A 25,674-nucleotide genomic window follows, 5' to 3' on the forward strand; every position below is an offset into this window, starting at 1 on the left:
AGGCTGCCAAGCCCAGCCCCATGATTCAACGCATGCAGGCTGGCGGCAGCGTTCAGATTTCACCGATCTGGTGGGGAATGCTCAGCTCTTCCAGCGCAACGAAGCCGTCCTCACCTTTGTCGGTGTTGAAAAAGCGATCGCTGTACCTTTGGTGGCGTCTTATCTTTTTCCCCGTTGGCGTCACAAATTGCAGATTGAATTGCCGGGTACCTGGCTGCAACTCTGCAGCCAGCCCTTCGATTGTCCATAGCCGGGCCCCTTCCGGCTTGCGCGGGGCACCTTGCTCTTCTTGGGTCTTCCACATACCCACGTAGCCAGAGAAGGACGTGCAATCCACTGCCCAATTGGCAACCGCCCACAACCGGTTTACCGGCCTGATCTCGTAGTAACGGCGCTCGCCTGGCCTGACGTTCCCTTTGGTATAGGCACCAAACCAGAACAGGTCGAAGTACTGCTGATCCGGGGAAAGGAAGTCTATCGGGTCAGGGCGTTTTTCCAGTACACCGCCCTCTTCACTCATCAGGTATTCGTCGTAATGCCCCTGGTTACCCCGACTACCGGTTTCGATCCAGATCGCCGCCAGGTGGCGTTTCGAGTCGCCCCAGGCCTGTGACTGGATACGATGCCCCGCGCCTTGCCACCAGCATCGGGCCAGGAAAGTGTCTCTGGAGTTGTAGATGTAGCCGCTCATGCTGACGCTCCTCGTCAGGCCAATGGAGCGGGTACGTTAAGAAACCACGCAGACATGAAGCAGCAGGAAGCAACTCACTCCATCCCTTGATGGAGGAACGACGGTGCGATGTAGCGCTGGTAGTGCGCTTCGGACAACAAGAAAAATTCGCGGTCGATGGCATCGCGCAACTGCGGCAGTTCCCAGTCGCGAAACTCCGGCAACAACACCATGCCGTAGGCTTCCAGATCGCGGATCATGCGGGCACCGCGGGCGATCAGCTGGTACGCCCAGCAGTATTCCGACTGTTGTTCGACAAAGCGGATCGAGCGTTGCTGCAGTTGCTGGCGCAACAGGCCTTTGTCGAACACTTCCAGCTTGGCCATCATCACCTGCACCAACAGTTGCTCAAGGCGCAGCCAGACGGCACGCTTCTGCTCGTCGTCGTAGCCGTTCCAGTTGATCACTTCGTGGTGGAAACGCTTGCAGCCACGGCAAACCGTGTCTCCGTAGACAGTGGAGCAAAGGCCGACGCAAGGGGTCTTGATGGACTGGTTGGACATTGAAAACAACGGCTTGGCGGTGGAACACGGGGTCATGTTAGCCCTTTGTCTAACCAGGGTCACCCGTTAAAGTCATGATCGCTGCCTTACCTTCGGGCTTTTTTTGCCGTAGAATCATCCCGCCTTTTCAAGGCAACAATGTCCGTTGGAAGCTGTTTTCAAAGCGTCACGAGCACAGTTCATCCGGTAGAACGGCGTTGGCCCGGGCCATGCAACCCTCGCATGCCCGCGCCAGCCCTCATCAGCTCCCGTTCTGCAGGCGTAAAACTTTGAAAGCAGCTTCTGTAAGGATTCTCTGCGACTCTGGCTGGGCGGCCCACAAAGCCGTGGCAGCGCATGGGTGCATTGAATGCTGGATGAGCGTCCCGGACTCCCTTTAGGGACCACTGATGAGGGTAATAACTGTGCTTGAAGCCTACCGCAAACACATCGAAGAGCGTGCCGCCCTGGGTATCGTGCCCCAGCCGCTGAACGCCGAACAAACTGCAGGCCTGGTCGAGCTGCTGAAAAACCCGCCAGCCGGCGAAGAAGCCTTCCTCGTAGACCTGATCACCAACCGCGTTCCGCCAGGGGTCGACGAAGCTGCCTACGTCAAGGCCGCTTTCCTCTCCGCCGTGGCCAAGGGCGAAGCCAAGTCGCCACTGATCGACCGCAAGCACGCTGCTGAACTGCTGGGCACCATGCAGGGCGGCTACAACATCGAGACGCTGGTTGCGCTGCTCGACGACGCCGAACTGGGCGCCGTCGCGGCCGAACAGCTCAAGCACACCCTGCTGATGTTCGATGCCTTCCACGACGTGGCCGAAAAGGCCAAGGCCGGCAACGTTCACGCCAAGGCCGTGCTGGACTCCTGGGCTGCCGGCGAGTGGTTCACCTCGCGTCCGGCCATCGCCGACAAGTACACCCTGACCGTGTTCAAGGTGCCTGGCGAAACCAACACCGACGACCTGTCCCCTGCTCCGGACGCCTGGTCGCGCCCTGACATCCCGCTGCACGCCCTGGCCATGCTGAAAATGGCCCGTGACGGCATCGAGCCGTCGCAGCCTGGCTCGGTCGGCCCGCTGGCACAGATCGAAGCAGTCAAGGCCAAGGGCTTCCCGGTGGCCTACGTCGGTGACGTGGTCGGTACCGGTTCCTCGCGTAAATCCGCCACCAACTCGGTGCTGTGGTTCTTCGGCGACGATATCCCGTACGTGCCGAACAAGCGCGCCGGTGGCTTCTGCTTCGGCACCAAGATCGCCCCGATCTTCTACAACACCATGGAAGACGCCGGCGCCCTGCCGATCGAATTCGACTGCACCAACCTGGCCATGGGCGACGTCATCGACGTCTACCCGTTCAAAGGTGAAGTGCGCCGTCACGGCAGCGACGAGCTGGTAACCGAGTTCGCGCTGAAAACCGAAGTGCTGCTCGACGAAGTCCGCGCTGGCGGCCGTATCCCGCTGATCGTCGGCCGTGGCCTGACCGAAAAAGCCCGTGCCGAACTGGGCCTGGGTGCTTCCGACCTGTTCAAGAAGCCAGAGCAGCCAGCCGACACCGGCAAGGGCTTCACCCTGGCGCAGAAGATGGTCGGCCGTGCCTGCGGCCTGGCAGAAGGCCAGGGCGTGCGCCCAGGTGCCTACTGCGAGCCGAAGATGACCACCGTCGGTTCCCAGGACACCACTGGCCCGATGACCCGCGACGAGCTGAAAGACCTGGCGTGCCTGGGCTTCTCCGCTGACCTGGTGATGCAGTCGTTCTGCCACACCGCGGCCTATCCGAAGCCGATCGACGTCAACACCCACCACACCCTGCCAGACTTCATCCGCACCCGTGGCGGCGTGTCGCTGCGCCCAGGCGACGGCATCATCCACAGCTGGCTGAACCGCATGCTGATGCCTGACACCGTCGGTACCGGTGGTGACTCGCACACCCGCTTCCCGATCGGCATCTCGTTCCCGGCCGGTTCCGGCCTGGTGGCCTTCGCCGCCGCCACCGGCGTCATGCCGCTGGACATGCCAGAGTCGGTCCTGGTGCGCTTCAAGGGCAAACTGCAGCCAGGCATCACCCTGCGTGACCTGGTCCACGCCATCCCTTACTACGCCATCCAGAAGGGCCTGCTGACCGTCGAGAAGAAAGGCAAGAAAAACGCCTTCTCCGGCCGCATCCTGGAAATCGAAGGCCTGGACGACCTGACCGTCGAGCAAGCCTTCGAGCTGTCCGACGCCTCGGCCGAGCGTTCCGCTGCCGGCTGCACCATCAAGCTGCCGGAAAAGGCCATCGCCGAGTACCTGCAGTCCAACATCACCCTGCTGCGCTGGATGATCGGCGAAGGCTACGGCGATGCCCGCACCCTGGAGCGTCGCGCCCAGGCCATGGAAGCCTGGCTGGCCAAGCCTGAGCTGCTGTCGGCCGACGCCGATGCCGAATACGCCGAAATCATCGAAATCGACCTGGCCGACGTGAAAGAGCCAGTGCTCTGCGCGCCGAACGACCCGGACGATGCCCGCCTGCTGTCCTCGGTACAGGGCGAGAAGATCGACGAAGTGTTCATCGGTTCGTGCATGACCAACATCGGTCACTTCCGCGCTGCCGGCAAGCTGCTGGACAAGGTCAAGGGCGGTATCCCGACCCGTCTGTGGCTGGCCCCGCCAACCAAGATGGACGCCCACCAGCTGACCGAAGAAGGCTACTACGGCATCTACGGCAAAGCCGGTGCGCGCATGGAAATGCCAGGCTGCTCGCTGTGCATGGGTAACCAGGCACGTGTGCAGACCGGTTCGACCGTGGTTTCCACTTCGACCCGTAACTTCCCGAACCGTCTGGGCGACGCCACCAACGTGTACCTGGCCTCGGCCGAGCTGGCTGCGGTCGCTTCGATCATCGGCAAGCTGCCGACCGTTGAAGAGTACATGCAGTACGCCAAGGACATCGACAGCATGGCTGCCGACGTCTACCGCTACCTGAGCTTCGACCAGATCGCCGAGTTCCGTGAAGCGGCTGCCAACGCCAAGATCCCGGTGGTTCAGGCGTAAGCATCGGTTGTAGGCTGTAAAACAAAGCCCCGGCAGAAATGCCGGGGCTTTTTTATGTCTCCTGTGCCGGCCTCAGATCACAAACAGATCCACAAACTGGTGCACGGCCATCTGCTCCAGCTGTTGCTGGTCCTTGCACAACTCGAAGATCTGCTGACAGCGCTGTCGCACAAAACGCGTCGCCAAGTTTTCCCTGAACTTCGCCTCCAGCAACGGTATCCCCTCTTCCCGCCGCCGCCGATGCCCGATCGGATACTCCACCAGCACTTGCTCGGTGCTGCTGCCATCCTTGAAGAACACCTGCACGGCATTGGCAATCGAGCGCTTGTCCGCCTCCAGGTATTCGCGGCTGAAGCGCGGGTCTTCAACCACCTCCATCTTCTCGCGCAGGCGATCGATGCTCGGGTGGTTGGCATGGAAGGCATCTTCATAATGCTCGGCCACCAGGTGACCGAAGATCAGCGGCACCGCCACCATGTATTGCAGGCAATGGTCACGGTCAGCGGCGTTGGCCAACGGGCCGCGCTTGGAAATGATGCGGATCGCCGACTCCTGGGTGGTAATGACGATGCGGTCGATCTCATGCAGGCGGTTACGCACCAGCGGATGCAGGGTGACCGCCGCCTCGCACGCCGTCTGGGCGTGGAACTCGGCCGGGAAGCTGACCTTGAACAGCACGTTCTCCATCACATAACTGGCCAAGGGTTGCGGCAGTCGCAGTTCATACTGGCCGGCCGGCTTTACCGCCAGGTCCTTGTTGGTGTGACTGAACGAGACGTCATGGAACCCCCACTGCGCCGCCGTCAGCACCCCAGGCACGCCCATTTCGCCGCGTAGGGCAATATCGGCCAGGCGCACACCGCGACTGGAAGCGTCGCCGGCCGCCCAGGACTTGCGCGAGCCGGCATTGGGCGCATGGCGATAGGTGCGCAGCGCCTGGCCATCGACGAAGGCATGGGACAAGGCAGAAAGCATCTGCTCGCGATTGGCACCCATCAGCCTGGCGCACACGGCGGTCGAGGCCACCTTGACCAGTATCACGTGATCGAGGCCCACCCGATTGAAGGAGTTCTCAAGCGCCAGCACACCCTGGATCTCGTGGGCCATGATCATGGCTTCGAGCACGTCACGCATCAGCAGCGGTGTTTCGCCGCTGGCCACGCGCTTCTGCGACAGGTGATCGGCAACCGCCAGGATGCCGCCCAGGTTGTCCGAGGGGTGCGCCCACTCGGCGGCCAGCCAGGTGTCGTTGTAGTCCAGCCAGCGCACGGTACAGCCGATGTCCCAGGCGGCCTTGACCGGATCGAGGCGGTAGGCGGTACCGGGAACGCGTGCGCCATTAGGCACCACGGTGCCTTCCACCAGCGGGCCGAGAAGTTTGGTGCATTCAGGGAAGCGCAGGGCCAGCAGGCCGCAGCCGAGGGTGTCCATCAGGCAGTTGCGCGCGGTGTCCAGGGCTTCAGGGGATTCGACCCGGTATGTGAGGGCGTAGTCGGCGAGGGTTTGCAGCACCCGGTCGTAGTCCGGGCGGTCGTTCAGGTCCACGTTGGCGCTCATAGCCAGCTCCCTTCAGAATTGCCGGGGCTGCGTTGCAGCCCTTCGCGGGCTTGCCCGCTCCCACAGGGATCACACTGAACTTGAAAGTCGTGCAATACCTGTGGGAGCGGGCGTGCCCGCGAAGGGCCGCAAAGCGGCCCCATCAACTAAAGCCGAGCGCCACTGGTGCGTTAGAAGCTATCGCCAGGCACGCGAACCCAGCCCTCCATCAGCACGCGAGCACTGCGGCTCATGATTGCCTTGGTCACCGTCCATTCACCATCCACCTGGCGCGCCTCGGCCCCGACCCTCAAAGTGCCGGACGGATGACCGAAACGCACGGCACTGCGCTCACCCCCACCCGCAGCGAGGTTGACCAAGGTGCCCGGAATGGCCGCGGCGGTGCCGATGGCCACGGCTGCGGTGCCCATCATCGCGTGGTGCAGCTTGCCCATGGACAATGCACGCACCAGCAGGTCGATGTCACCGGCCGCAACCGCCTTGCCACTGGACGCAGTGTAGGTGCTCGGCGGCGCAACGAAAGCCACCTTCGGCGTGTGCTGACGCCCGGCAGCCTGGTCGACATGCTCGATCAGGCCCATGCGCACGGCGCCGTAGGCGCGGATGGTCTCGAAACGCTGCAGCGCCTGCGGGTCGCCGTTGATCGCATCCTGCAATTCGGTACCGGTGTAACCGATATCGGCGGCATTGACGAACACGGTCGGGATGCCAGCGTTGATCAAGGTCGCCTTGAAGGTGCCGACACCCGGCACTTCCAGGTCGTCCACCAGGTTGCCGGTGGGGAACATCGCCCCACCATCGCCATCCTCGTCGGCGGCCGGGTCAAGGAACTCCAGCTGCACTTCCGCGGCCGGGAAGGTCACGCCGTCGAGCTCGAAGTCGCCGGTTTCCTGCACTTCGCCTTCGGTGATCGGCACATGGGCAATGATGGTCTTGCCGATGTTGGCCTGCCAGATGCGCACGGTGGCGATGCCGTTGCGCGGAATGCGCGCCGGCTCGACCAGGCCGTTGCTGATGGCGAACGAGCCGACCGCTGCAGACAGGTTGCCGCAGTTGCCGCTCCAGTCGACGAAAGCCTTGTCGATGGCGACCTGGCCGAACAGGTAATCGACATCGTGCCCGGGCTTGATGCTCTTCGACAGGATGACCGTCTTGCTGGTGCTCGAAGTGGCGCCGCCCATGCCGTCGATCTGCTTGGCATAAGGGTCGGGGCTGCCGATGACCCGCAACAGCAAGGCATCGCGGGCCGGGCCTGGGACCTGAGCCGTTTCCGGCAGGTCCTGCAGGCGGAAGAACACGCCCTTGCTGGTGCCACCACGGATGTAGGTGGCGGGAATTTTTACTTGGGGTACATGTGCCATGTTCAAGTCCTGTTCAAGCGGTCGCTTCGAGGAAGTCCTGGGCAAAGCGCTGCAGCACCCCGCCCGCCTCATAGATCGACACTTCCTCGGCAGTGTCCAGGCGGCAGGTCACCGGCACCTCGACACGCTCGCCATTGCGTCGCGTCACCACCAGGGTCAGCGTCGCCCGTGGCTTGCGCTCGCCGAGCACGTCATAGGTCTCGCTGCCGTCCAGGCCCAGGGTCTTGCGGTCGGTGCCCGGCTTGAACTCCAGTGGCAACACGCCCATGCCCACCAGGTTGGTGCGGTGAATGCGCTCGAAGCCCTCGGCGACGATCGCCTCGACACCGGCCAGGCGCACGCCCTTGGCCGCCCAGTCACGGGACGAGCCTTGGCCATAGTCGCCACCGGCGACGATGATCAGCGGCTGCTTACGCTCCATGTAGGTCTCGATGGCCTCCCACATGCGGGTCACCTTGCCTTCCGGCTCGATGCGCGCCAGCGAGCCCTGCTTCACGCTGCCGTCGTCCTTGCGCACCATTTCGTTGAACAGCTTAGGGTTGGCGAAGGTGGCGCGCTGCGCGGTCAGGTGGTCACCACGGTGGGTGGCGTAGGAGTTGAAGTCCTCTTCCGGCAGGCCCATCTTCGCCAGGTATTCACCTGCGGCGCTGTCCAGCAGGATGGCGTTGGACGGCGACAGGTGGTCGGTGGTGATGTTGTCCGGCAGTACCGCCAGCGGGCGCATGCCGCGCAGGGTACGCTCGCCGGCCAGGGCGCCCTCCCAGTAGGGCGGGCGGCGGATATAGGTGCTCATCGGGCGCCAGTCGTACAGTGGCGCGACTTTCGGCCCGCGGTCTTCCTCGATGGCGAACATCGGGATATAGACCTTGCGGAACTGCTCCGGCTTGACCGCCGCACGCACGACCGCGTCGATTTCCTCGTCGCTCGGCCAGATGTCCTTGAGGCGGATTTCCTTGCCGTCGACCACGCCCAGCACGTCCTTTTCGATGTCGAAGCGGATGGTGCCGGCAATCGCGTAGGCCACCACCAGCGGCGGCGAGGCGAGGAACGCCTGCTTGGCGTAAGGGTGGATACGCCCGTCGAAGTTGCGGTTGCCCGACAGCACGGCGGTGGCGTACAGGTCACGGTCGATGATTTCCTGCTGAATCACCGGGTCCAGTGCGCCGGACATGCCGTTGCAGGTGGTGCAGGCGAACGCGACGATGCCGAAGCCCAGTTGCTCCAGTTCCTTTTCCAGCCCGGCTTCTTCCAGGTACAGCTGCACGGCCTTGGAGCCGGGTGCCAGCGACGACTTGACCCACGGCTTGCGGTTGAGGCCGAGCTTATTGGCATTGCGCGCCAGCAGGCCGGCGGCAATCACGTTGCGCGGGTTGCTGGTGTTGGTGCAGCTGGTGATGGCGGCGATGATCACCGCACCGTCCGGCATCTGCCCCGGCACTTCTTCCCAGGCATCGGCGATGCCCTTGGCTGCCAGGTCGCTGGTAGCGACGCGGGCGTGCGGGTTGGACGGGCCGGCCATGTTGCGCACCACGCTCGACAGGTCGAAGCTCAGGGTACGTTCGTATTCGGCCTTGGCCAGGCTGTCGGCCCACAGGCCGGCGACCTTGGCGTAGGTTTCCACCAGTTGCACCTGCTGATCATCGCGGCCGGTCAGCTTGAGGTAGTCGATGGTCTGCTGGTCGATGGCGAACATCGCAGCGGTGGCACCGTATTCCGGGGCCATGTTGGAGATCGTGGCGCGGTCGCCCAGGGTCAGGGCGCGGGCGCCTTCGCCATGGAACTCGAGGTAGGCGCCGACCACTTTCTGCTTGCGCAGGAATTCGGTCAGGGCCAGCACCAGGTCGGTGGCGGTGATGTTCGGTGCCAGCTTGCCGGTCAGCTCGACGCCGACAATTTCCGGCAGGCGCATCCACGAGGCACGGCCCAGCATGACGTTTTCAGCTTCCAGGCCGCCGACCCCAATGGCGATCACGCCCAGGGCGTCGACATGCGGGGTGTGGCTGTCGGTGCCGACGCAGGTGTCCGGGTAGGCCACGCCGCGGTCGCTGTGGATGACCGGCGACATCTTCTCCAGGTTGATCTGGTGCATGATGCCGTTGCCAGGCTGGATCACGTCGACGTTCTTGAACGCCTTCTTGGTCCAGTTGATGAAATGGAAACGGTCTTCGTTACGGCGGTCTTCGATGGCGCGGTTCTTTTCGAACGCCTGCGGGTCGAAGCCACCGCACTCCACGGCCAGGGAGTGGTCGACAATCAGTTGCACCGGCACCACCGGGTTGACCTGGGCCGGGTCACCGCCCTTGTCGGCGATGGCATCACGCAAGCCGGCGAGGTCGACCAGGGCGGTCTGGCCGAGGATGTCATGGCACACCACGCGAGCCGGGAACCAGGGGAAGTCGAGGTCGCGCTTGCGCTCGATCAGCTGGCCCAGCGAGGCGTCGAGGGTGGCTGGGTCGCAGCGGCGCACCAGGTTTTCGGCCAACACGCGGGAGGTATACGGCAGGCTGTCGTAGGCACCGGGCTTGATGGCCTCGACGGCAGCGCGGGCATCGAAGTAGTCCAGGGCTGTGCCTGGCAGGTTCTTGCGGTAGGCAATGTTCATATCGTTATCAGGCTCGGTCACGGTATTCGGTGTGCAGGTCTGGCCCTGGGGGGCGCTGCGCGCCCCTTTCGCGACGCAAGGCCGCTCCCACAGGGACTGCGCCGCACCTGTGGGAGCGGCCTTGCGTCGCGAAAGGGCTGCGCAGCAGCCCCGGCGATTTATGAGTCAGCGCTGTTCGATCGGCACGAACTGGCGCTGTTCGACGCCGACATACTCGGCGCTCGGGCGGATGATGCGGTTGTTGGCGCGCTGTTCGAACACGTGCGCGGCCCAGCCGGTCAGGCGCGAGCAGACGAAGATCGGGGTGAACAGCTTGGTCGGGATGCCCATGAAGTGATACGCCGAGGCATGGTAGAAGTCGGCGTTGGGGAACAGGCGTTTCTGCTCCCACATGGTCTTGTCGATGGCTTCGGAAACCGGGTACAGGACCGTGTCACCCACCTGGTCGGCCAGCTGCTTCGACCAACCCTTGATCACCTCGTTACGCGGGTCGGACTCTTTGTAGATCGCGTGGCCGAAGCCCATGATCTTGTCCTTGCGCTCGAGCATGCGCAGCAGTTCGGCGGTGGCCTCCTGCGGGCTCTGGAAGCGCTCGATCAGTTCCATCGCCGCTTCGTTGGCACCACCGTGCAGCGGGCCGCGTAGCGAGCCGATGGCAGCAGTGACGCAGGAATACAGGTCGGACAGGGTCGAGGCGCAGACCCGTGCGGTGAAGGTCGAGGCGTTGAACTCGTGCTCGGCGTAGAGGATCAGCGACACGTTCATCACCTTGACGTGCAGCTCGCTCGGCTTCTTGCCGTGCAGCAGGTGCAGGAAGTGGCCGCCGAGGGTGTCTTCGTCGCTGGTGCAGTCGATGCGCACGCCGTGGTGGGTGAAGCGGTACCAGTAGCACATCACCGCCGGGAACAGCGCCAGCAGGCGGTCGGTCTTCTCGCGCTGGGCGTCGAAGGTCAGCTCGGGCTCCAGGGTACCCAGCACCGAGCAACCGGTGCGCATCACGTCCATCGGGTGGGCATCGCGCGGGATGCGCTCGAGCACTTCCTTCAGCGCCTGCGGCAGGTCACGCAGGCCCTTGAGCTTGCGCTTGTAGTCGGCCAGTTCGGCCTTGCTTGGCAGCTCGCCGTACAGCAGCAGGTAGGCGACTTCTTCGAATTCGGCACCGGCGGCCAGGTCACGGACGTCGTAGCCACGATAGGTCAGGCCTGCACCGGCCTGGCCAACGGTCGACAGTGCGGTCTGGCCGGCCACCTGGCCGCGCAGGCCAGCGCCACTGAGTACTTTTGCTTCGGCCATGGTGTTTCTCCTTTCTTGAATTTGTTATAGGAAGCGATCTGGCTAATTCGGGAGCGGTACGCTCAACCTTTCTTCTGCGCGAACAGCGCGTCGAGGCTCTGCTCGAAAGCGTGGTAACCAATGGCATCGTAGAGCTCCATGCGGGTCTGCATGGTGTCGATCACGTTCTTCTGCGTGCCGTCGCGGCGCAATGCGGTGTAGACGTTTTCCGCCGCCTTGTTCATGGCGCGGAACGCCGACAGCGGGTAAAGCACCAGCGACACGTCGACCGAGGCCAGTTCTTCGGTGGTGTACAGTGGTGTGGCGCCGAACTCGGTGATGTTGGCCAGGATCGGTGCCTGCACCCGGTCGGCGAAGGTCTTGTACATCGACAGTTCGGTGATGGCTTCCGGGAAGATCATGTCGGCACCCGCCTCGATGCAGGCAGCGGCACGGTCCAGGGCAGCGTTCAGGCCTTCCACCGCCAGGGCGTCGGTGCGCGCCATGATCACGAAGCTGTCATCGGTGCGGGCGTCCACTGCTGCCTTGATGCGGTCGACCATCTCCTGCTGGGTGACGATCTCCTTGTTCGGGCGATGGCCGCAGCGCTTGGCGCCGACCTGGTCCTCGATGTGGATGGCCGCAGCACCGAACTTGCACATCGAGCGCACAGTACGGGCGACGTTGAAGGCCGACGCACCGAAACCGGTGTCGACATCCACCAGCAGCGGCACGTCGCAGACGTCGGTGATGCGGCGCACATCGGTCAGTACGTCATCCAGGCCACTGATGCCCAGGTCAGGCAGGCCCAGGGAGCCAGCGGCAACGCCGCCACCGGACAGGTAGATGGCCTTGAAACCGGCACGCTTGGCCAGCAGCGCATGGTTGGCGTTGATCGCGCCGACCACTTGCAGGGGGTGTTCGGCGGCAACGGCGTCGCGGAAACGCTGACCGGGGGTGCTCTTCACAGTCATTTCTCACCTCGTGGGCTGTTGTTGTTGGCGTCCAGGTAGTGACGCTCGATGTTGCGCTTGGACGCGCCGATGTGGCGGCGCATCAGGAGTTCGGCCAGTTCGCCGTCACGGTCGGCGATGGCATCGAGAATGCGGTGGTGTTCGGCAAAGGCCTGGCGCGGCCGGTTGGGCGTGGCGGAAAACTGGATGCGGTACATGCGCACCAGTTGGTACAGCTCGCCGCAGAGCATCTTGACCAGGGTCTGGTTGCCGCTGCCCTGGATGATCCGGTAATGGAAGTCGTAGTCGCCTTCCTGCTGGTAATAGCCAAGCCCGGCCTGGAAAGCGGCATCGCGCTCATGGGTATCGAGCACCCGACGCAGCTCATCGATGTCGGCCTGGCTCATGCGCTCGGCCGCCAGGCGGCAGGCCATGCCTTCCAGCGATTCGCGGATTTCGTAGAGTTCGATCAGCTCGGCGTGATTGAGCGACACCACCCGTGCGCCGACATGCGGCACGCGCACCAGCAGGCGCTGGCCCTCCAGCCGATGGATGGCCTCGCGCAGCGGGCCGCGGCTGATGCCATAGGTGCGCGCCAGCTCCGGCTCGGAGATCTTGCTGCCCGGGGCGATATCGCCCTTGACGATCGCCGCCTGGATGCGCCTGAAGACATTCTCGGACAAGGTTTCCGTTTCGTCTGACTCGACGGGGCTTGGGGTGGTGAGGTCCAGCATATTGTCGACACCTTGCTAATCGCTTGAGCAGAAACTAGCGAATCAGAGGCGCACAGTCAAAGAAAAAATGAATATTGTCGACAATCGTCTAAGAACGAACTTACCCAGTGATGGCGTTGTCAGATCGCTTCACGCTGGCGTCAAGACGTCGGCGTGATAGAATGCCGCGCCTCCAACGGGGTATCGATAGTGTATTTGTCATCAATTCATGTTGTTGACAGATGAACGAGGAAGCTTGCGCAGTCGTTGCCAGTCACCTTTACCCCCGAACACTGCACAGCTAAGCACCGCGCCAGGACTATGAGACTTACACCCGTACTATTGCTGTTATGCCTCACCCTGCTGCCGGCCCTTGGCCAGGCGGCGGGCAAGACCGTGTACGGTCTGAACGAATACGCCCGGCTCGGCGACCTCGACCTGGAAGTGGCCGCCAAGCTGGACACCGGGGCCAAGACCGCGTCGCTCAGTGCCCGCGACATCAAACGCTTCAAGCGCAACGGCGAAAGCTGGGTGCGCTTTTACCTGGCCATCGACGCCGCCCATTCGCACCCCATCGAACGCCCCCTGGCGCGCGTGAGCAAGATCAAGCGCCGCGCCGGCGACTATGATGCGGAATCCGGCAAGGCCTACACCGCCCGCCCGGTCATCGAACTTGAAATCTGCATGGGCCAGGCCCGGCGCACCATCGAAGTCAACCTCACCGACCGCAGCGCCTTCCAGTTCCCGCTGCTGATCGGCTCCGAGGCGCTCAAGCACTTCGACGCGCTGGTCGACCCAAGCCTTAAATACGCGGCCGGCAAACCTGCCTGTGCCACCGACGCTCCCAAAGCAGAGTAATCCCGATGCGCTCTCTTACCCTCCATCTGAAAGTCCTGATCACCGTGCTGGTGCTGCTCGGCGTGGCGGTCACGGCCTATCAGATCTTCGTGCTCGGCATCCCGGTGACCGAAGACGAGACCGACGACCTGTGGAACATCGACGCCAAGGTCGAGTTCGTCGCCAGCTCCAAGGACCCGGTCAAGATCCAGATGTTCGTGCCGCCGCTGAACCGCGACTACGTCAGCCTCAACGAGAGCTTCATCTCCAACAACTATGGGGTGAGCGTCAACCGCGCCGACGGCAACCGCAAGGTGACCTGGTCGGCACGCCGTGTCAGCGGCAACCAGACCCTGTACTACCGCCTGGTGCTGACCAAGCGCTACAGCAATGAAAAATCCACCATCAAGGGCCCGACCTTCCGCGACAGCCTGGCCATCGACGGCCCGGAGAAGATCGCCGCCGAAGCCCTGATGGCACCGATCCGCCAGCACTCGGCCGACGTCGAAACCTTTGTCAGCGAGACCATCAAGCGGGTCAACAACCTCAACGACGACAACGTCAAGCTGCTGCTGGCCGGCGACACCTCGCCGATGAAGAAGGCCCAGGTCATCGACCTGCTGCTGTCGATCGCCCATGTACCGATGGAAAAGGTCCACACCATCCGGCTGGTGGCCGACACCCCGCAAACGCCTGAACTGTGGCTGCGCAGCTTCAACGGCAACGACTGGCTGTACTTCAACCCGGATACCGGCGAGCAGGGCCTGCCGGCCGACCGCCTGCTGTGGTGGACCGGTGACGACAACCTGATCACCGTCGATGGCGGCAAGAAGGCCAACGTCACCTTCAGCATGAACAACAGCGAGATGAACGCCATCCGCCTGGCCAAGCTGACCGACGAGAACACCGACGCCGACTTCCTCGAGTACTCGCTGTACGGCCTGCCACTGCAGACCCAGCAAACCTTCATGATCATGGTGATGATCCCGATCGGCGTGCTGGTGATCCTGATCCTGCGTAACCTGATCGGCATCCAGACCCTGGGTACCTTCACCCCGGTGCTGATCGCCCTGGCCTTCCGCGAGACCCAACTGGGCTTCGGTATCGTGCTGTTCACGGTGATCACCGCGCTGGGCCTGTCGCTACGCTCGTACCTTGAACACCTGAAGCTGCAGATGCTGCCGCGCCTGTCGGTGGTGCTGACCTTCGTCGTGGTCCTGATTGCCGCCATCAGCCTGTTTAGCCACAAGCTGGGCCTGGAGCGCGGCCTGTCGGTGGCGCTGTTCCCGATGGTGATCCTGACCATGACCATCGAACGCCTGTCGATCACCTGGGAAGAGCGCGGCGGTGGCCATGCCATGAAAGTGGCGATCGGCACCCTGTTCGCCGCCTCCCTGGCGCACCTGCTGATGATGGTGCCGGAGCTGGTGTACTTCGTCTTCACCTTCCCGGCCGTGCTGCTGATCCTGGTGGGCTTCATGCTGGCAATGGGTCGCTACCGCGGCTACCGCCTGACCGAGCTCGTGCGTTTCAAGGCATTCCTGAAGAAGGCTGACGCCTGATGTTTGGCCTGATCAAGACCTGGAAAGCCCTGGAGGCCCGGGGCATCATGGGGATCAACCGGCGTAACGCGGACTACGTGCTGAAGTACAACAAGCGCAGCCTGTACCCGATCGTCGACGACAAGATCATCACCAAGGAGCGCGCCCTGGCCGCCGGCATCCATGTGCCGGAAATGTACGGCATCATCGAGACCGAGAAGCAGATCGAGAAGCTTCACGAGATCATCGGCGGGCGCAACGACTTCGTCATCAAGCCGGCGCAGGGCGCTGGCGGTGACGGCATCCTGGTGATCGCCGACCGCTTCGAAGACCGTTATCGCACGGTTTCCGGCAAGATCATCAGCCACGAGGAAATCGAGCACCAGGTGTCGAGCATCCTCACTGGCCTGTACTCGCTTGGCGGCCACCGTGACCGTGCGCTGATCGAATACCGGGTAACCCCGGACCAGATCTTCAAGAGCATCAGCTACGAGGGCGTGCCGGACATCCGCATCATCGTGCTGATGGGCTACCCGGTGATGGCCATGCTGCGCCTGCCGACCCGTCAGTCCGGCGGAAAAGCCAACCTGCACCAGGGCGCCATTGGCGTGGGCGTGGACCTGGCCACCGGCGTAACCCTGCGCGGCACCTGGCTGAACAACATCATCAGCAAGCACCCGGACACCACCAACGCAGTGGACGGTGTACAGCTGCCGAACTGGGACGGCTTCATGAAACTCGCTGCCGGCTGCTACGAGCTGTGCGGGCTGGGCTATATCGGCGTGGACATGGTGCTGGACCAGGACAAGGGGCCGTTGATTCTCGAACTCAACGCCCGCCCCGGCCTGAACATCCAGATCGCCAACGACACCGGGCTGACCCAGCGCACCCACGCCATCGAGGCGCACATCGAAGCACTGGCCAAGGAAGGGATCACCGAAGACGCCGAACAGCGTGTGCGGGTGACCCAGAACCTGTTCGGGCACGTGCATCCGCGCTGACGCCCCAAGGGCCCGCTTTGCGGGCCAAACAGGATGTTTAATGTCGCCCCAAAGCTAGGCGCTTTTCCTACACAGGTCTACAATCGCCCTCCTCGCTTTTACATCGCCGTCCACACTGATGCCGACCTGTACGCTTCACCCCCTGCCCTACCAGCCCGACCCCGCTGCCTATTTCGCCCGCCTGCGCCAGGCCCCCGGCGCGATCCTGCTCGACAGCGCCCGCCCCGGTGCCGAACGTGGTCGCTTCGACCTGCTCAGCGCTTGGCCCGTGCAGCACCTGCAAGCCCTGCCCGACGAGGATGGCCGCACCTTCCTCGAACGCCTGCGCGCCAGCCTGGCACAATTGGGTGAAGCACAACTGCCCGCCGGCAGCGAGCTGCCCTTCGCCGGCGGGCTGATCGGCTACCTGAGCTACGATTTCGGCCGCCGCCTGGAACAGCTGCCGCATCTGTCGAGTGACGACCTGGGTTTGCCCGATGCACAGCTGGGCTTGTACGCCTGGGCAATAGTGACCGACCACCAGCTCGGCACCAGCCAACTGGTGTTCCACCCAAGCCTGACACTTGAAGAGCAGGCGCACCTGACGGCTCTGTTCGAAACTGTCGACACTTCGACGTGCGGCGATTTCCAACTGCTCGCGCCGATGCAGGGCGACCTGCATCCGGAACAGTACAAGGCTGCCTTCGACCAGGTGCAGCGCTACATCCAGGCCGGTGACTGCTACCAGATCAACCTCACGCAACGCTTCCGCGCACCCTGCCAGGGTGACCCATGGCACGCCTACCAAGCCCTGCGCACAGCCTGCCCGACACCATTCACCGGCTACCAGCAACTGGCTGACGGCAGTGCACTGCTGAGCTTCTCCCCGGAGCGTTTCATCCGTGTCAGCCAGGGCCAGGTGGAAACCCGCCCGATCAAGGGCACCCGTCCGCGCTCGGCCGACCCCGTCGAGGATGCTCGCAATGCCGAAGAGCTGCGCCACAGCGCCAAGGACCGCTCGGAAAACCTGATGATCGTCGACCTGCTGCGCAATGACCTGGGGCGCACCTGCGAAATCGGCTCGGTAAAGGTGCCGGAGCTGTTCAGCCTGGAAAGCTACCCCAACGTCCATCACCTGGTCAGCAGCGTCACCGGCCAGCTGGCCCGCGACAAGGACGCCCTGGACCTGATCGGCGACAGCTTTCCTGGCGGCTCGATCACCGGCGCACCGAAGATTCGTGCCATGCAGATCATCGACGAGCTGGAGCCGACCCGCCGCGCACTGTACTGCGGCTCGCTGCTGTACGTGGACGTGCGCGGCGAGATGGACAGCTCCATCGCCATCCGCAGCTTGCTGGTCAAGGATGGCCAGGTCAGTTGCTGGGGCGGCGGCGCGGTGGTGGCCGACTCGAACTGGCAGGCCGAATACGAAGAATCGATTGCCAAGGTGCGGGTGCTGATGGAAACGCTGCAGAGCCTCTGAGGCTCATCGCCAGGCGTCTACCCCGCCATTTTTTGTTACCATCACCCCATTACGAGCGCACAGCGCCATAGCCAAGATGGAAACCGCCTGATGAGCCAACCCTTCGACGTCGCCGCCCTGGCCGCGACCTATGCCAACAAGTCCCCACAGGACATCCTCAAGCTCGCTTTCGAGCACTTTGGCGATGACCTGTGGATCTCCTTCAGCGGCGCCGAGGATGTGGTGCTGGTCGACATGGCCTGGAAGCTGAACAAGCAGGTCAAGGTGTTCAGCCTCGACACCGGCCGCCTGCACCCGGAGACCTACCGCTTCATCGACCAGGTGCGTGAGCAATACAACCTGCCGATCGAAATCCTCAGCCCGGATCGCGCCAAGCTCGACCCGTTCGTCAAGGACAAGGGCCTGTTCAGCTTCTACAAGGACGGCCACGGCGAATGCTGCGGCATCCGCAAGATCGAACCGCTGCGGCGCAAGCTCGCCACCGTCAGCGCCTGGGCCACCGGCCAGCGCCGCGACCAGAGCCCGGGCACCCGCAGCCAGGTGGCAGCGCTGGAAATCGACGGCGCGTTCTCCACGCCCGAGCGCACCCTGTACAAGTTCAACCCGCTGGCACAGATGACCAGCGAGGAAGTGTGGGGTTACATCCGCATGCTCGAACTGCCGTACAACAGCCTGCACGAACGCGGCTTCATCAGCATCGGTTGCGAGCCTTGCACGCGCCCGGTGCTGCCGAACCAGCACGAACGCGAAGGCCGCTGGTGGTGGGAAGAGTCGACCCAGAAGGAATGCGGGCTGCACGCCGGCAACCTGATCAGCAAGGCCTGATTCGCAGGCAAACAAAAACCGGCCCCAGGGCCGGTTTTTTCATTTCTGCCAATCAGTGCACTGGCAGCTCGACGCCTTCGAACAGCTCTTCGAGCTCCTGCTTGTTGTGGCACTGGATGGCCTTGGCCATCACTTCACGGGTCAGGTGCGGTGCGAATTTCTCGATGAAGTCGCACATGAAGCCGCGCAGGAAGGTGCCGCGACGGAAGCCGATCTTGGTGATGCTGGCTTCGAACAGCTCGCTCGCATCCAATGCCACCAGGTCACTGTCGAGCTTGGTGTCGACCGCCATCTTGGCCACGATACCCACGCCCAACCCCAGGCGCACGTACGTTTTGATGACGTCGGCGTCAGCGGCAGTGAACACCACTTTTGGCGTCAGGCCTCGGTGGTTGAAGGCTTCGTCCAGCTTCGAACGGCCGGTGAAGCCGAACACGTAGGTGACGATCGGGTACTCGGCGACCGCTTCCAGGGTCAGCTTTGGCAGCTTGGTCAACGGGTGGCCTTGCGGCACAACCACGCAACGGTTCCACTTGTAGCACGGCATCATGATCAGGTCGCCGAACAGCTCCAGCGCCTCGGTGGCGATGGCGAAATCGACGGTGCCGTCGGCCGCCATTTCCGCGATCTGCATCGGCGAGCCCTGGTGCATGTGCAGGGCCACTTCCGGGTACTGCTTGATGAAGCTGCTGATCACCGGCGGCAGCGCATAGCGTGCCTGGGTGTGGGTGGTGGCGATGGACAGCGTGCCCTTCTTCTCGTTGGAGAACTCCTGGGCGATCTGCTTGATGCTTTCGACCTTGCGCAGGATCTCGCCAGCGGTGTTGATGATGCGCTCACCGGCCGGAGTTACGCGGGTCAGGTGCTTGCCGCTGCGGGCAAAGACTTCAACACCCAGTTCGTCCTCGAGCAGGCGGATCTGCTTGCTGATCCCCGGCTGCGAGGTGTACAGGCTCTGCGCCGTCGCGGAGACGTTGAGGTCATGGTGCGCCACTTCCCAGATGTAGCGCAGTTGTTGAAGCTTCATAGGTTTCCCTCGAATCGGCGGTAAGTCAGCGGCAGCAGGCAGCGACGAGATATAACTATATTAGTGGTTCTCGAAATAAAACTAGAACTATTTTGTTACACGCGCCTCCGAAACGGACTACCGCCAGCTTCACGATTTCCTACGTCCAAGGTGCTGCGATAGCGGCACCATGTATACCGGCACCGGCGACAGTTGCAGCAAGCGCACCGCTGTCCGGCCAATCGGCACATCCACCCCGGCACCGGCCGTGTGGCTGCCGAAGATCAACAGGTCGACGCTCAGCCGCTGCGCCTGATCGAGGATGACTTGTGCCGGGTCACCCTGGCGCACCCTTACCGCCTTGATTAATGCCAGATCTGCATCCTCGCCCAATTCGTCTCGAAAGTTTTCCAGCACCCGCTGTTCGATATTGGCCATCACCGTGTTGACGCCTTCGCTGTGCAATTCATCCAGGGTCTGCTCATCGAGGTAACTCTGCAGCAGGGACTCGGCGAACTGCCCCATGGGCTCCACCGCGTGAATCACGTAGAGCTCTGCGCTGAAGGCGCGAGCCAGGGTCAGGGCGTGCTGCATGACAAAAGGTGCGTAGACACCGAGGTCGGTGGCGTACAGCATGGAGCGGATCATTCGACCTCCTCGACTGCCGTTGCGGCAGAGCAAGCTTCAGCTTAGCAGCGCGCCGGACCCGCGCTTTGCCGTCCGGCGCACTGCTGATGCGGCCTGCAGAGGATTCAGCCAGCCCGGTTGGTGCGGTCGATGAAGGCCAGGGCCTGATGCAGCATGTGCATCCGCGGCAGGCTGCAGCCGGCTGCCTGCGCGCGGGCAATCGGCTCGGCATAGATCGCCTGCAGTTCCAGCGGGCGTTGCTGGGCATGGTCGTGGTACATGCTCGGCCAGTAATCGGGCATCTGTTCGGTCATGCGGAACAGCTGCTCGGCATAGCCCGCCGGTAGCTCATGCCCGCACGCGGCGGCACCCTGCACCACTTCAGCCATTAGCGCCTGGATCAGTTCGCGACTGTCGGCATCGGCCATCAGCGGCGTGGTACTGGCCCCCAGCAACACCGACAGGCCGTTGTACGGCACGTTCCATACCAGTTTCTGCCAGCGCGCCTGGCCAAGATTGGCCATGGCCTGGGAGTCAATGCCCGCCGCACGAAACAACCCGGCACCCTCCTCGACGATGGCCGCACCGCCATCTTCGGCCGGGCCGCTGTGATAGCCGAGATTTACCGCACCCAGCGCCTGGTGGCGAATCACCCCTGGGGCCTGGCGATTGACGCAGATGAAACACAGGCCTCCAAGTAAATGCAGGTTACCTGGCAAGACCGCCCGCATCTGCTCCTCGACGCCAAGGCCGTTCTGCAACACCACCACCTTGGCGTCGCTGGCGGCAGCCTGGACAATCAGCGGTGCGAGCTCGCTGTTGCTGGTTGCCTTGGCGCCCACCAGCAGCCAGTCGCAGGGCGGCATGTCGGCAGCGCTGGCGTAGGCATTGACCGGCATCTGCAACGCGCCATGCACGGCGTGCTCGAGCTTCAGGCCGTGTTCGCGCACCACGTCATATTCGCTGCGCAGCAGAAAATGCACATCGAAACCGGCGCGCGCCAGCATCAGGCCGTAGAAGCCACCGATAGCGCCGCTGCCAATGATGCCAATGCGTGGACTGCGAGAAGCCATGAAAATCTCCTTGATGGGTTGATCCGCTTTTTTACACCCTTCAGGGCCGCCTTGGGCAGACACAAGTGTGTCAACACGTAGCGAATCCCATTGTCGCGCCCCCCTGTAACGCGCTAAGGTTCGGCTCCCCGCTGCGAACATTATTGCTGCTGGGCCGCACGGGGATTGCTGGCGGCCGGCACCCGTGACCTGACGAGTAACACGATGGCTGATTTACCGATCGACGACCTTAACGTTGCCTCCAACGAGACCTTGATCACCCCCGATCAGCTCAAGAAGGAAATCCCCCTCAGCGCCAAGGCCCTGCAGACCGTGACTGCCGGCCGCGAAGTGGTGCGCAATATTCTCGACGGCAAGGATCATCGCCTGTTCGTGGTGGTCGGCCCCTGCTCCATCCATGACATCAAGGCCGCCCACGAATACGCCGCACGCCTCAAGGTGCTGGCCGAAGAAGTCTCCGATACGCTGTACCTGGTCATGCGTGTGTACTTTGAAAAGCCACGCACCACCGTTGGCTGGAAAGGCCTGATCAACGACCCGTACCTGGATGACTCGTTCAAGATCCAGGACGGCCTGCACATTGGCCGCCAGCTGCTGCTGGACCTGGCCGAAATGGGCCTGCCGACCGCCACCGAAGCACTCGACCCGATCTCCCCGCAGTACCTGCAGGACCTGATCAGCTGGTCGGCCATCGGCGCCCGCACCACCGAATCGCAGACCCACCGCGAGATGGCCTCGGGCCTGTCCTCGGCAGTCGGCTTCAAGAACGGCACCGATGGCGGCCTGACCGTGGCCATCAACGCCTTGCAGTCGGTGTCCAAGCCGCACCGCTTCCTCGGCATCAACCAGGAAGGCGGCGTGTCGATCGTCACCACCAAGGGCAACCCGTATGGCCACGTGGTGCTGCGTGGTGGCAACGGCAAGCCGAACTACGACTCGGTCAGTGTCGCCCTGTGCGAACAGGACCTGGCCAAGGCCAAGATCAAGCCCAACATCATGGTCGACTGCAGCCACGCCAACTCCAACAAAGACCCGGCCCTGCAGCCGCTGGTCATGGAGAACGTCGCCAACCAGATCCTCGAAGGCAACCAGTCGATCATCGGCCTGATGGTTGAAAGCCACCTGAACTGGGGTTGCCAGTCGATCCCGAAAAACCTCGACGAACTGCAGTACGGCGTGTCGATCACCGATGCCTGCATCGACTGGTCGGCCACTGAGAAAACCCTGCGCAGCATGCACGCCAAGCTCAAGGATGTGCTGCCACAGCGCAAGCGCGGCTGAGCTTCAGCGCAATAGAAAACGCCGGGCATTGCCCGGCGTTTTCGTATCTGACGCTTGTTGCCCGTTCAGGCCTTGCTCGAGTGACGCTGCTGACGCTCCATGTAGCGTTCAACGTACGAGCAGGAAGGGATCACCGTGTAACCCATCTGGTCGGCGTACTCGAGGGCCTTCTCGGTGAGCGCTGCTGCGATCCCGCGGCCACGCAGGGCGTTGGGCACGAAAGTGCGATAGATGTCCAGCGTCTGCTTGCCCAGGTCCATGTACGTCAGGTAGGCACGATGACCGTCCACGTTGGTTTCGAACTGATGACCGGCCTGGTCATGGTGGATGGTCAGCGTTTCACTCATCACTACTCCTCGCAGGTCTTTCTGGCAGACCCTTACCTTAACCGATGTGGTTTATCCGGCGGAGGAACCTCAACGCCACCTCTTGCCCCTTGGACCATCAGCCGACAGCAATCGTTCGACCGGCCGGGCACCCCCAAATAGTAGGCGCCGCAAGCGGGATTGCTCAAGGTGGCCAGCGTTAAAAAGTAGCAGGAAGCCACGTCGGGAGCTGGCACGCCCCGCAACAGCAATCACGCCCTGCAACAGCAACCGGATGTTGTTGTGCTTAAGACGCCGAGAGACAGTTAAAGTCACCCTTAGTTCAACAAAAAAGTTCCTGTACTACAATCGCTTGCGCCCGCTACACGGTTTTTTCACAAAACCCCCGCAAATCTTGTCGGCGTGACCCTTGGCAACATTTTTTTTGCAGTTCTTGCGCTCTGTCAGTTTACTTACTACAAGTAATGGGTACTATGTACGCCGGCCAGTTTCTCTTTTCCGAGAGATGGCTATTTAATAGAAAGTCCTTGAAGGGGAACACGATGAACAACGTTCTGAAATTCTCTGCTCTGGCTCTGGCCGCAGTTCTGGCTACCGGTTGCAGCAGCGTATCCAAAGAAACCGAAGCTCGTCTGACTGCGACTGAAGACGCAGCAGCTCGCGCTCAAGCCCGTGCTGACGAAGCCTACCGTAAGGCTGACGACGCAATGGCAGCCGCTCAGAAGGCTCAGCAGACTGCTGACGAAGCCAACGAGCGCGCTCTGCGTATGCTGGACAAAGCCAGCCGCAAGTAATAGTCCTCACGGATTGTTATGAAGCCGACCCACTTGTGGGTCGGCTTTTTTATTGCCTGAGCGAAAGCCTCCCCCGAAACGAAGAGGCCCGCATCAGGTTGTTAACCTGAGCGGGCCCCGGAGGTGTTGCAAAAGCGTTACTGCAGTTCGGGCGGGATGCTCGAAACCATGGGTGCGGCACCCTGGTTATTGACAGGCACGGCAATTTCCACCGGCATACCGTCTTCTGCGGCAACCACGTCACGCACCATGTCCCAGTTCATGCGCAGATTGTTGGCCAGGTCTTCACGCTTGAGCAACGCATTGATGACCGCCGTGTGCTTGTCGACCACCGACGGGTTGCCATGATCGTCCAGTGGCGTGTGCGCCTCGAGGTAAACCTTGCCACCACTGATGCCGAACTTGTAAGGCTCGTTGATGATGCGCACCGGCGTCCCCACCGGGACCATCTTCGACAGTTCAAGCACGTTATTGTTGAGCATGCGGAAGCAGCCATGGCTGGTGCGCATGCCGATACCGAACTTCTTGTTGGAACCGTGGATCAGGTAGCCCGGCACACCCAGGGTGAACTTGAAGGGCCCGAGCGGGTTGTCTGGACCAGCAGGCACGACCGTCGGCAGGATATCACCGTCCGCAGCGTGCTCGGCACGGATCGACGCGGGTGGGGTCCAGGTCGGGTTCGGCGTCTTCGCGGTGATCTTGGTCATCGCCACAGGCGACCCCCAGCCCTCACGGCCGATGCCCAGCGGGAAGGTATGCACCACGTTCTGCCCTTTCGGGTAGTAGTACATGCGGTATTCGGCCAGGTTGATGACGATGCCTTCACGCGGCCCCGGCGGCAGGATGTAGCGGGTCGGCAGGACGATCTCGGTGCCGGCGCCCGGCAGCCACGGGTCGACACCCGGGTTAGCGGCGATCATCTCCAGATAGCCGAGGTCGTTGGCAGTGCCGATGTCGGCAAAGGTGTCCTCGTACTTGGCCTTGATCGTCTGGACCTGGCCAACGACGTCTTCACCGGGTGGTGGCAGTGGCAGTTCCAGCGCAGCAGCGGGGCCCGCTACCAGCAGGGCGGCCAGGGACAGGCAACGGGTGACGGCGGGAAAGCGCGGCAACATCCGGTAAATCCTTCGAAAGGTAGTCAAGAAGCACGATTGTACACCCGCCTCGCTGCAAGCGGGAGGCATTGGCGCCTTACAAGCGTTTCAGATGATGAAAGGTGCGCGCGATCACGCACCTGCCATTCACTTCAGAGTTCGGGCCAGACCGGCCGCATGCCGCGGCGCTGGGCATCGAGGATCGCCCGGCACAGGTCGCACAGGCGCCCGTCACGGTAGATGCTGCGAGGCACACCGGACCAGCGCGGCTGCGCCGGCAGCAGGCCACCACACAAGGTGCGATCGACCGGCACGCCGAGTTCGAGCTGACGGGCCACGAGGTGGACGCGAATTTCCTGGCAAGCGAACAGGTCGAGCTGCTCATCGGGCTCGATCAGTTGATAGGCAAACAAGGACCAGGCAGGGCGCGGCATCGGGGGCTCTCGAAACGGGGGGCGCAACATTAGCCGAAAGCCGGCCCCGTTTAAAGCGTCACAGCAAGGGTTTTATCGCCGGCCAGGCATTTTCCAGCAATCGCTGCTGGGCACCCTGTGCCGGATGGATGCCATCGGCCTGCATCATCCCCGGCACACCGCCTACACCCTCAAGGAAGAACGGCACCAACGCCACCTGTTTTTCCGTTGCCAGCTGTTCATAGACGTTGGCGAAGGCCGTGGTATAGCGCACGCCGTAGTTCGGCGGCAGGCGCATGCCCAGCAACAGCACCTTGGCCCCCACCTGGCGGGCACTCTCGATCATCGAGGCAAGATTTTGTTGCAATTGCTGCGGCGGCTGCCCGCGCAGGCCATCATTGCCGCCCAACTCCAGCACCACCAGGCGCGGCTTGTGCGCTGCAAGCAGCGCCGGCAGCCGCGCCTGGCCACCTGCACTGGTGTCGCCACTGATCGACGCGTTGACCACCTGATCGTCGAAACCTTCGTCCTTGAGCCGGGTCTGCAACAAAGAGACCCACCCCTGGCGGGTATCCAGGCCAAAACCGGCGCTGATACTATCGCCGACAACCAGCAATGTTCCCGCCGCCGCGCCCTGGGCCAGGCAATACAGGGCCAGACCGGCACTCAACCACCACATTCGCATCGGA

23 protein-coding genes are annotated in these 25,674 nt (G+C 62.8%); 8 read left to right on the forward strand and 15 right to left on the reverse strand.

The window, feature by feature from the left end; all coding sequences use genetic code 11:
* Positions 1–52 precede the first annotated feature (52 nt).
* Both N430_RS01525 and N430_RS01530 read right to left on the reverse strand, forming a co-directional pair.
* Positions 53–691 carry a hypothetical protein gene (locus N430_RS01525; protein WP_110631689.1) on the reverse strand — a complete coding sequence of 213 codons (639 nt, stop codon included), beginning with the start codon at positions 689–691 and terminating at the stop codon, positions 53–55.
* A 74-nt stretch (positions 692–765) separates the two neighbouring features.
* The gene (locus N430_RS01530; protein WP_165837331.1) at positions 766–1,233 is read right to left on the reverse strand and encodes a DUF1289 domain-containing protein; all 468 of its coding nucleotides are present in this window, start codon (positions 1,231–1,233) and stop codon (positions 766–768) included.
* A gap of 404 nt (positions 1,234–1,637) precedes the next feature.
* Between N430_RS01530 and acnB the strand changes: the two genes are divergently transcribed.
* Positions 1,638–4,247: a bifunctional aconitate hydratase 2/2-methylisocitrate dehydratase gene (gene acnB / locus N430_RS01535; RefSeq protein ID WP_110631683.1), complete on the forward strand. Its 2,610-nt coding sequence runs from the start codon at positions 1,638–1,640 to the stop codon at positions 4,245–4,247.
* Positions 4,248–4,319: 72 nt separating this feature from the next.
* Here acnB and prpD read toward each other — a convergent pair whose 3' ends face one another.
* The 6 genes from prpD to N430_RS01565 form a co-directional block, all read right to left on the reverse strand.
* Complete coding sequence (prpD, locus tag N430_RS01540; protein WP_110631680.1) at positions 4,320–5,804, reverse strand: 2-methylcitrate dehydratase; 1,485 nt, start codon at positions 5,802–5,804, stop codon at positions 4,320–4,322.
* Between the two features lie 170 nt (positions 5,805–5,974).
* Complete coding sequence (prpF, locus tag N430_RS01545; RefSeq protein WP_110631677.1) at positions 5,975–7,165, reverse strand: 2-methylaconitate cis-trans isomerase PrpF; 1,191 nt, start codon at positions 7,163–7,165, stop codon at positions 5,975–5,977.
* Between the two features lie 13 nt (positions 7,166–7,178).
* Complete coding sequence (gene acnD, locus N430_RS01550) at positions 7,179–9,767, reverse strand: Fe/S-dependent 2-methylisocitrate dehydratase AcnD (protein ID WP_110631675.1); 2,589 nt, start codon at positions 9,765–9,767, stop codon at positions 7,179–7,181.
* Positions 9,768–9,932: 165 nt separating this feature from the next.
* Positions 9,933–11,060, reverse strand: coding sequence for a 2-methylcitrate synthase (gene prpC / locus N430_RS01555; RefSeq protein ID WP_060483892.1), 1,128 nt, complete (start codon positions 11,058–11,060; stop codon positions 9,933–9,935).
* A gap of 62 nt (positions 11,061–11,122) precedes the next feature.
* A complete protein-coding gene (gene prpB, locus N430_RS01560; protein WP_027919649.1) occupies positions 11,123–12,013 on the reverse strand; it encodes a methylisocitrate lyase in 891 nt (296 codons plus the stop codon).
* Positions 12,010–12,726, reverse strand: coding sequence for a GntR family transcriptional regulator (locus N430_RS01565; RefSeq protein WP_103448145.1), 717 nt, complete (start codon positions 12,724–12,726; stop codon positions 12,010–12,012). Before N430_RS01565 ends, prpB begins: the two co-directional genes overlap by 4 nt.
* A gap of 300 nt (positions 12,727–13,026) precedes the next feature.
* Between N430_RS01565 and N430_RS01570 the strand changes: the two genes are divergently transcribed.
* The 5 genes from N430_RS01570 (at position 13,027) to N430_RS01590 (ending at position 18,371) form a co-directional block, all read left to right on the forward strand.
* Positions 13,027–13,563: an ATP-dependent zinc protease gene (locus N430_RS01570; protein ID WP_027919647.1), complete on the forward strand. Its 537-nt coding sequence runs from the start codon at positions 13,027–13,029 to the stop codon at positions 13,561–13,563.
* Positions 13,564–13,568: 5 nt separating this feature from the next.
* Positions 13,569–15,104, forward strand: coding sequence for an inactive transglutaminase family protein (locus tag N430_RS01575; RefSeq protein ID WP_110631670.1), 1,536 nt, complete (start codon positions 13,569–13,571; stop codon positions 15,102–15,104).
* Positions 15,104–16,084, forward strand: a complete 981-nt coding sequence (locus N430_RS01580) for an alpha-L-glutamate ligase-like protein (protein WP_079227226.1) — start codon at positions 15,104–15,106, stop codon at positions 16,082–16,084. The genes N430_RS01575 and N430_RS01580 overlap by 1 nt, the downstream gene beginning before the upstream one ends.
* Positions 16,085–16,202: 118 nt before the next feature.
* Complete coding sequence (pabB, locus tag N430_RS01585; protein ID WP_110631667.1) at positions 16,203–17,546, forward strand: aminodeoxychorismate synthase component I; 1,344 nt, start codon at positions 16,203–16,205, stop codon at positions 17,544–17,546.
* A gap of 90 nt (positions 17,547–17,636) precedes the next feature.
* Positions 17,637–18,371: a phosphoadenylyl-sulfate reductase gene (locus tag N430_RS01590; protein ID WP_110631664.1), complete on the forward strand. Its 735-nt coding sequence runs from the start codon at positions 17,637–17,639 to the stop codon at positions 18,369–18,371.
* Positions 18,372–18,423: 52 nt separating this feature from the next.
* On the opposite strand, the gene cysB is transcribed toward N430_RS01590, so the two are convergent.
* The 3 genes from cysB to N430_RS01605 form a co-directional block, all read right to left on the reverse strand.
* The gene (gene cysB, locus N430_RS01595) at positions 18,424–19,398 is read right to left on the reverse strand and encodes an HTH-type transcriptional regulator CysB (protein WP_027593928.1); all 975 of its coding nucleotides are present in this window, start codon (positions 19,396–19,398) and stop codon (positions 18,424–18,426) included.
* A gap of 129 nt (positions 19,399–19,527) precedes the next feature.
* The gene (locus N430_RS01600) at positions 19,528–20,025 is read right to left on the reverse strand and encodes a universal stress protein (RefSeq protein WP_110631661.1); all 498 of its coding nucleotides are present in this window, start codon (positions 20,023–20,025) and stop codon (positions 19,528–19,530) included.
* Positions 20,026–20,129: 104 nt separating this feature from the next.
* Positions 20,130–21,077: a putative 2-dehydropantoate 2-reductase gene (locus N430_RS01605; protein WP_110631658.1), complete on the reverse strand. Its 948-nt coding sequence runs from the start codon at positions 21,075–21,077 to the stop codon at positions 20,130–20,132.
* A 204-nt stretch (positions 21,078–21,281) separates the two neighbouring features.
* On the opposite strand from N430_RS01605, the gene N430_RS01610 reads away from it, so the two are divergent.
* Positions 21,282–22,358: a 3-deoxy-7-phosphoheptulonate synthase gene (locus N430_RS01610; protein WP_110631655.1), complete on the forward strand. Its 1,077-nt coding sequence runs from the start codon at positions 21,282–21,284 to the stop codon at positions 22,356–22,358.
* 65 nt (positions 22,359–22,423) lie between these two features.
* Here the strand turns inward: N430_RS01610 and N430_RS01615 are convergent, their stop codons facing one another.
* Positions 22,424–22,705: a GNAT family N-acetyltransferase gene (locus N430_RS01615; protein WP_027919638.1), complete on the reverse strand. Its 282-nt coding sequence runs from the start codon at positions 22,703–22,705 to the stop codon at positions 22,424–22,426.
* Positions 22,706–23,226: 521 nt separating this feature from the next.
* Here N430_RS01615 and N430_RS01620 point away from each other — a divergent pair.
* Positions 23,227–23,478, forward strand: coding sequence for an Lpp/OprI family alanine-zipper lipoprotein (locus N430_RS01620; protein ID WP_003250288.1), 252 nt, complete (start codon positions 23,227–23,229; stop codon positions 23,476–23,478).
* Between the two features lie 137 nt (positions 23,479–23,615).
* On the opposite strand, the gene N430_RS01625 is transcribed toward N430_RS01620, so the two are convergent.
* The 3 genes from N430_RS01625 to N430_RS01635 form a co-directional block, all read right to left on the reverse strand.
* Complete coding sequence (locus N430_RS01625) at positions 23,616–24,593, reverse strand: L,D-transpeptidase family protein (protein ID WP_110631653.1); 978 nt, start codon at positions 24,591–24,593, stop codon at positions 23,616–23,618.
* Positions 24,594–24,724: 131 nt separating this feature from the next.
* Entirely contained in the window at positions 24,725–25,006 is a 282-nt protein-coding gene (locus N430_RS01630; protein ID WP_027919636.1) for a hypothetical protein, read from the reverse strand.
* Between the two features lie 58 nt (positions 25,007–25,064).
* Positions 25,065–25,670 carry an arylesterase gene (locus N430_RS01635; RefSeq protein ID WP_110631649.1) on the reverse strand — a complete coding sequence of 202 codons (606 nt, stop codon included), beginning with the start codon at positions 25,668–25,670 and terminating at the stop codon, positions 25,065–25,067.
* Positions 25,671–25,674 lie beyond the last annotated feature (4 nt).

This window comes from Pseudomonas sp. CC120222-01a (assembly GCF_003097235.1).
Classification (GTDB): Bacteria; Pseudomonadota; Gammaproteobacteria; order Pseudomonadales; family Pseudomonadaceae; genus Aquipseudomonas.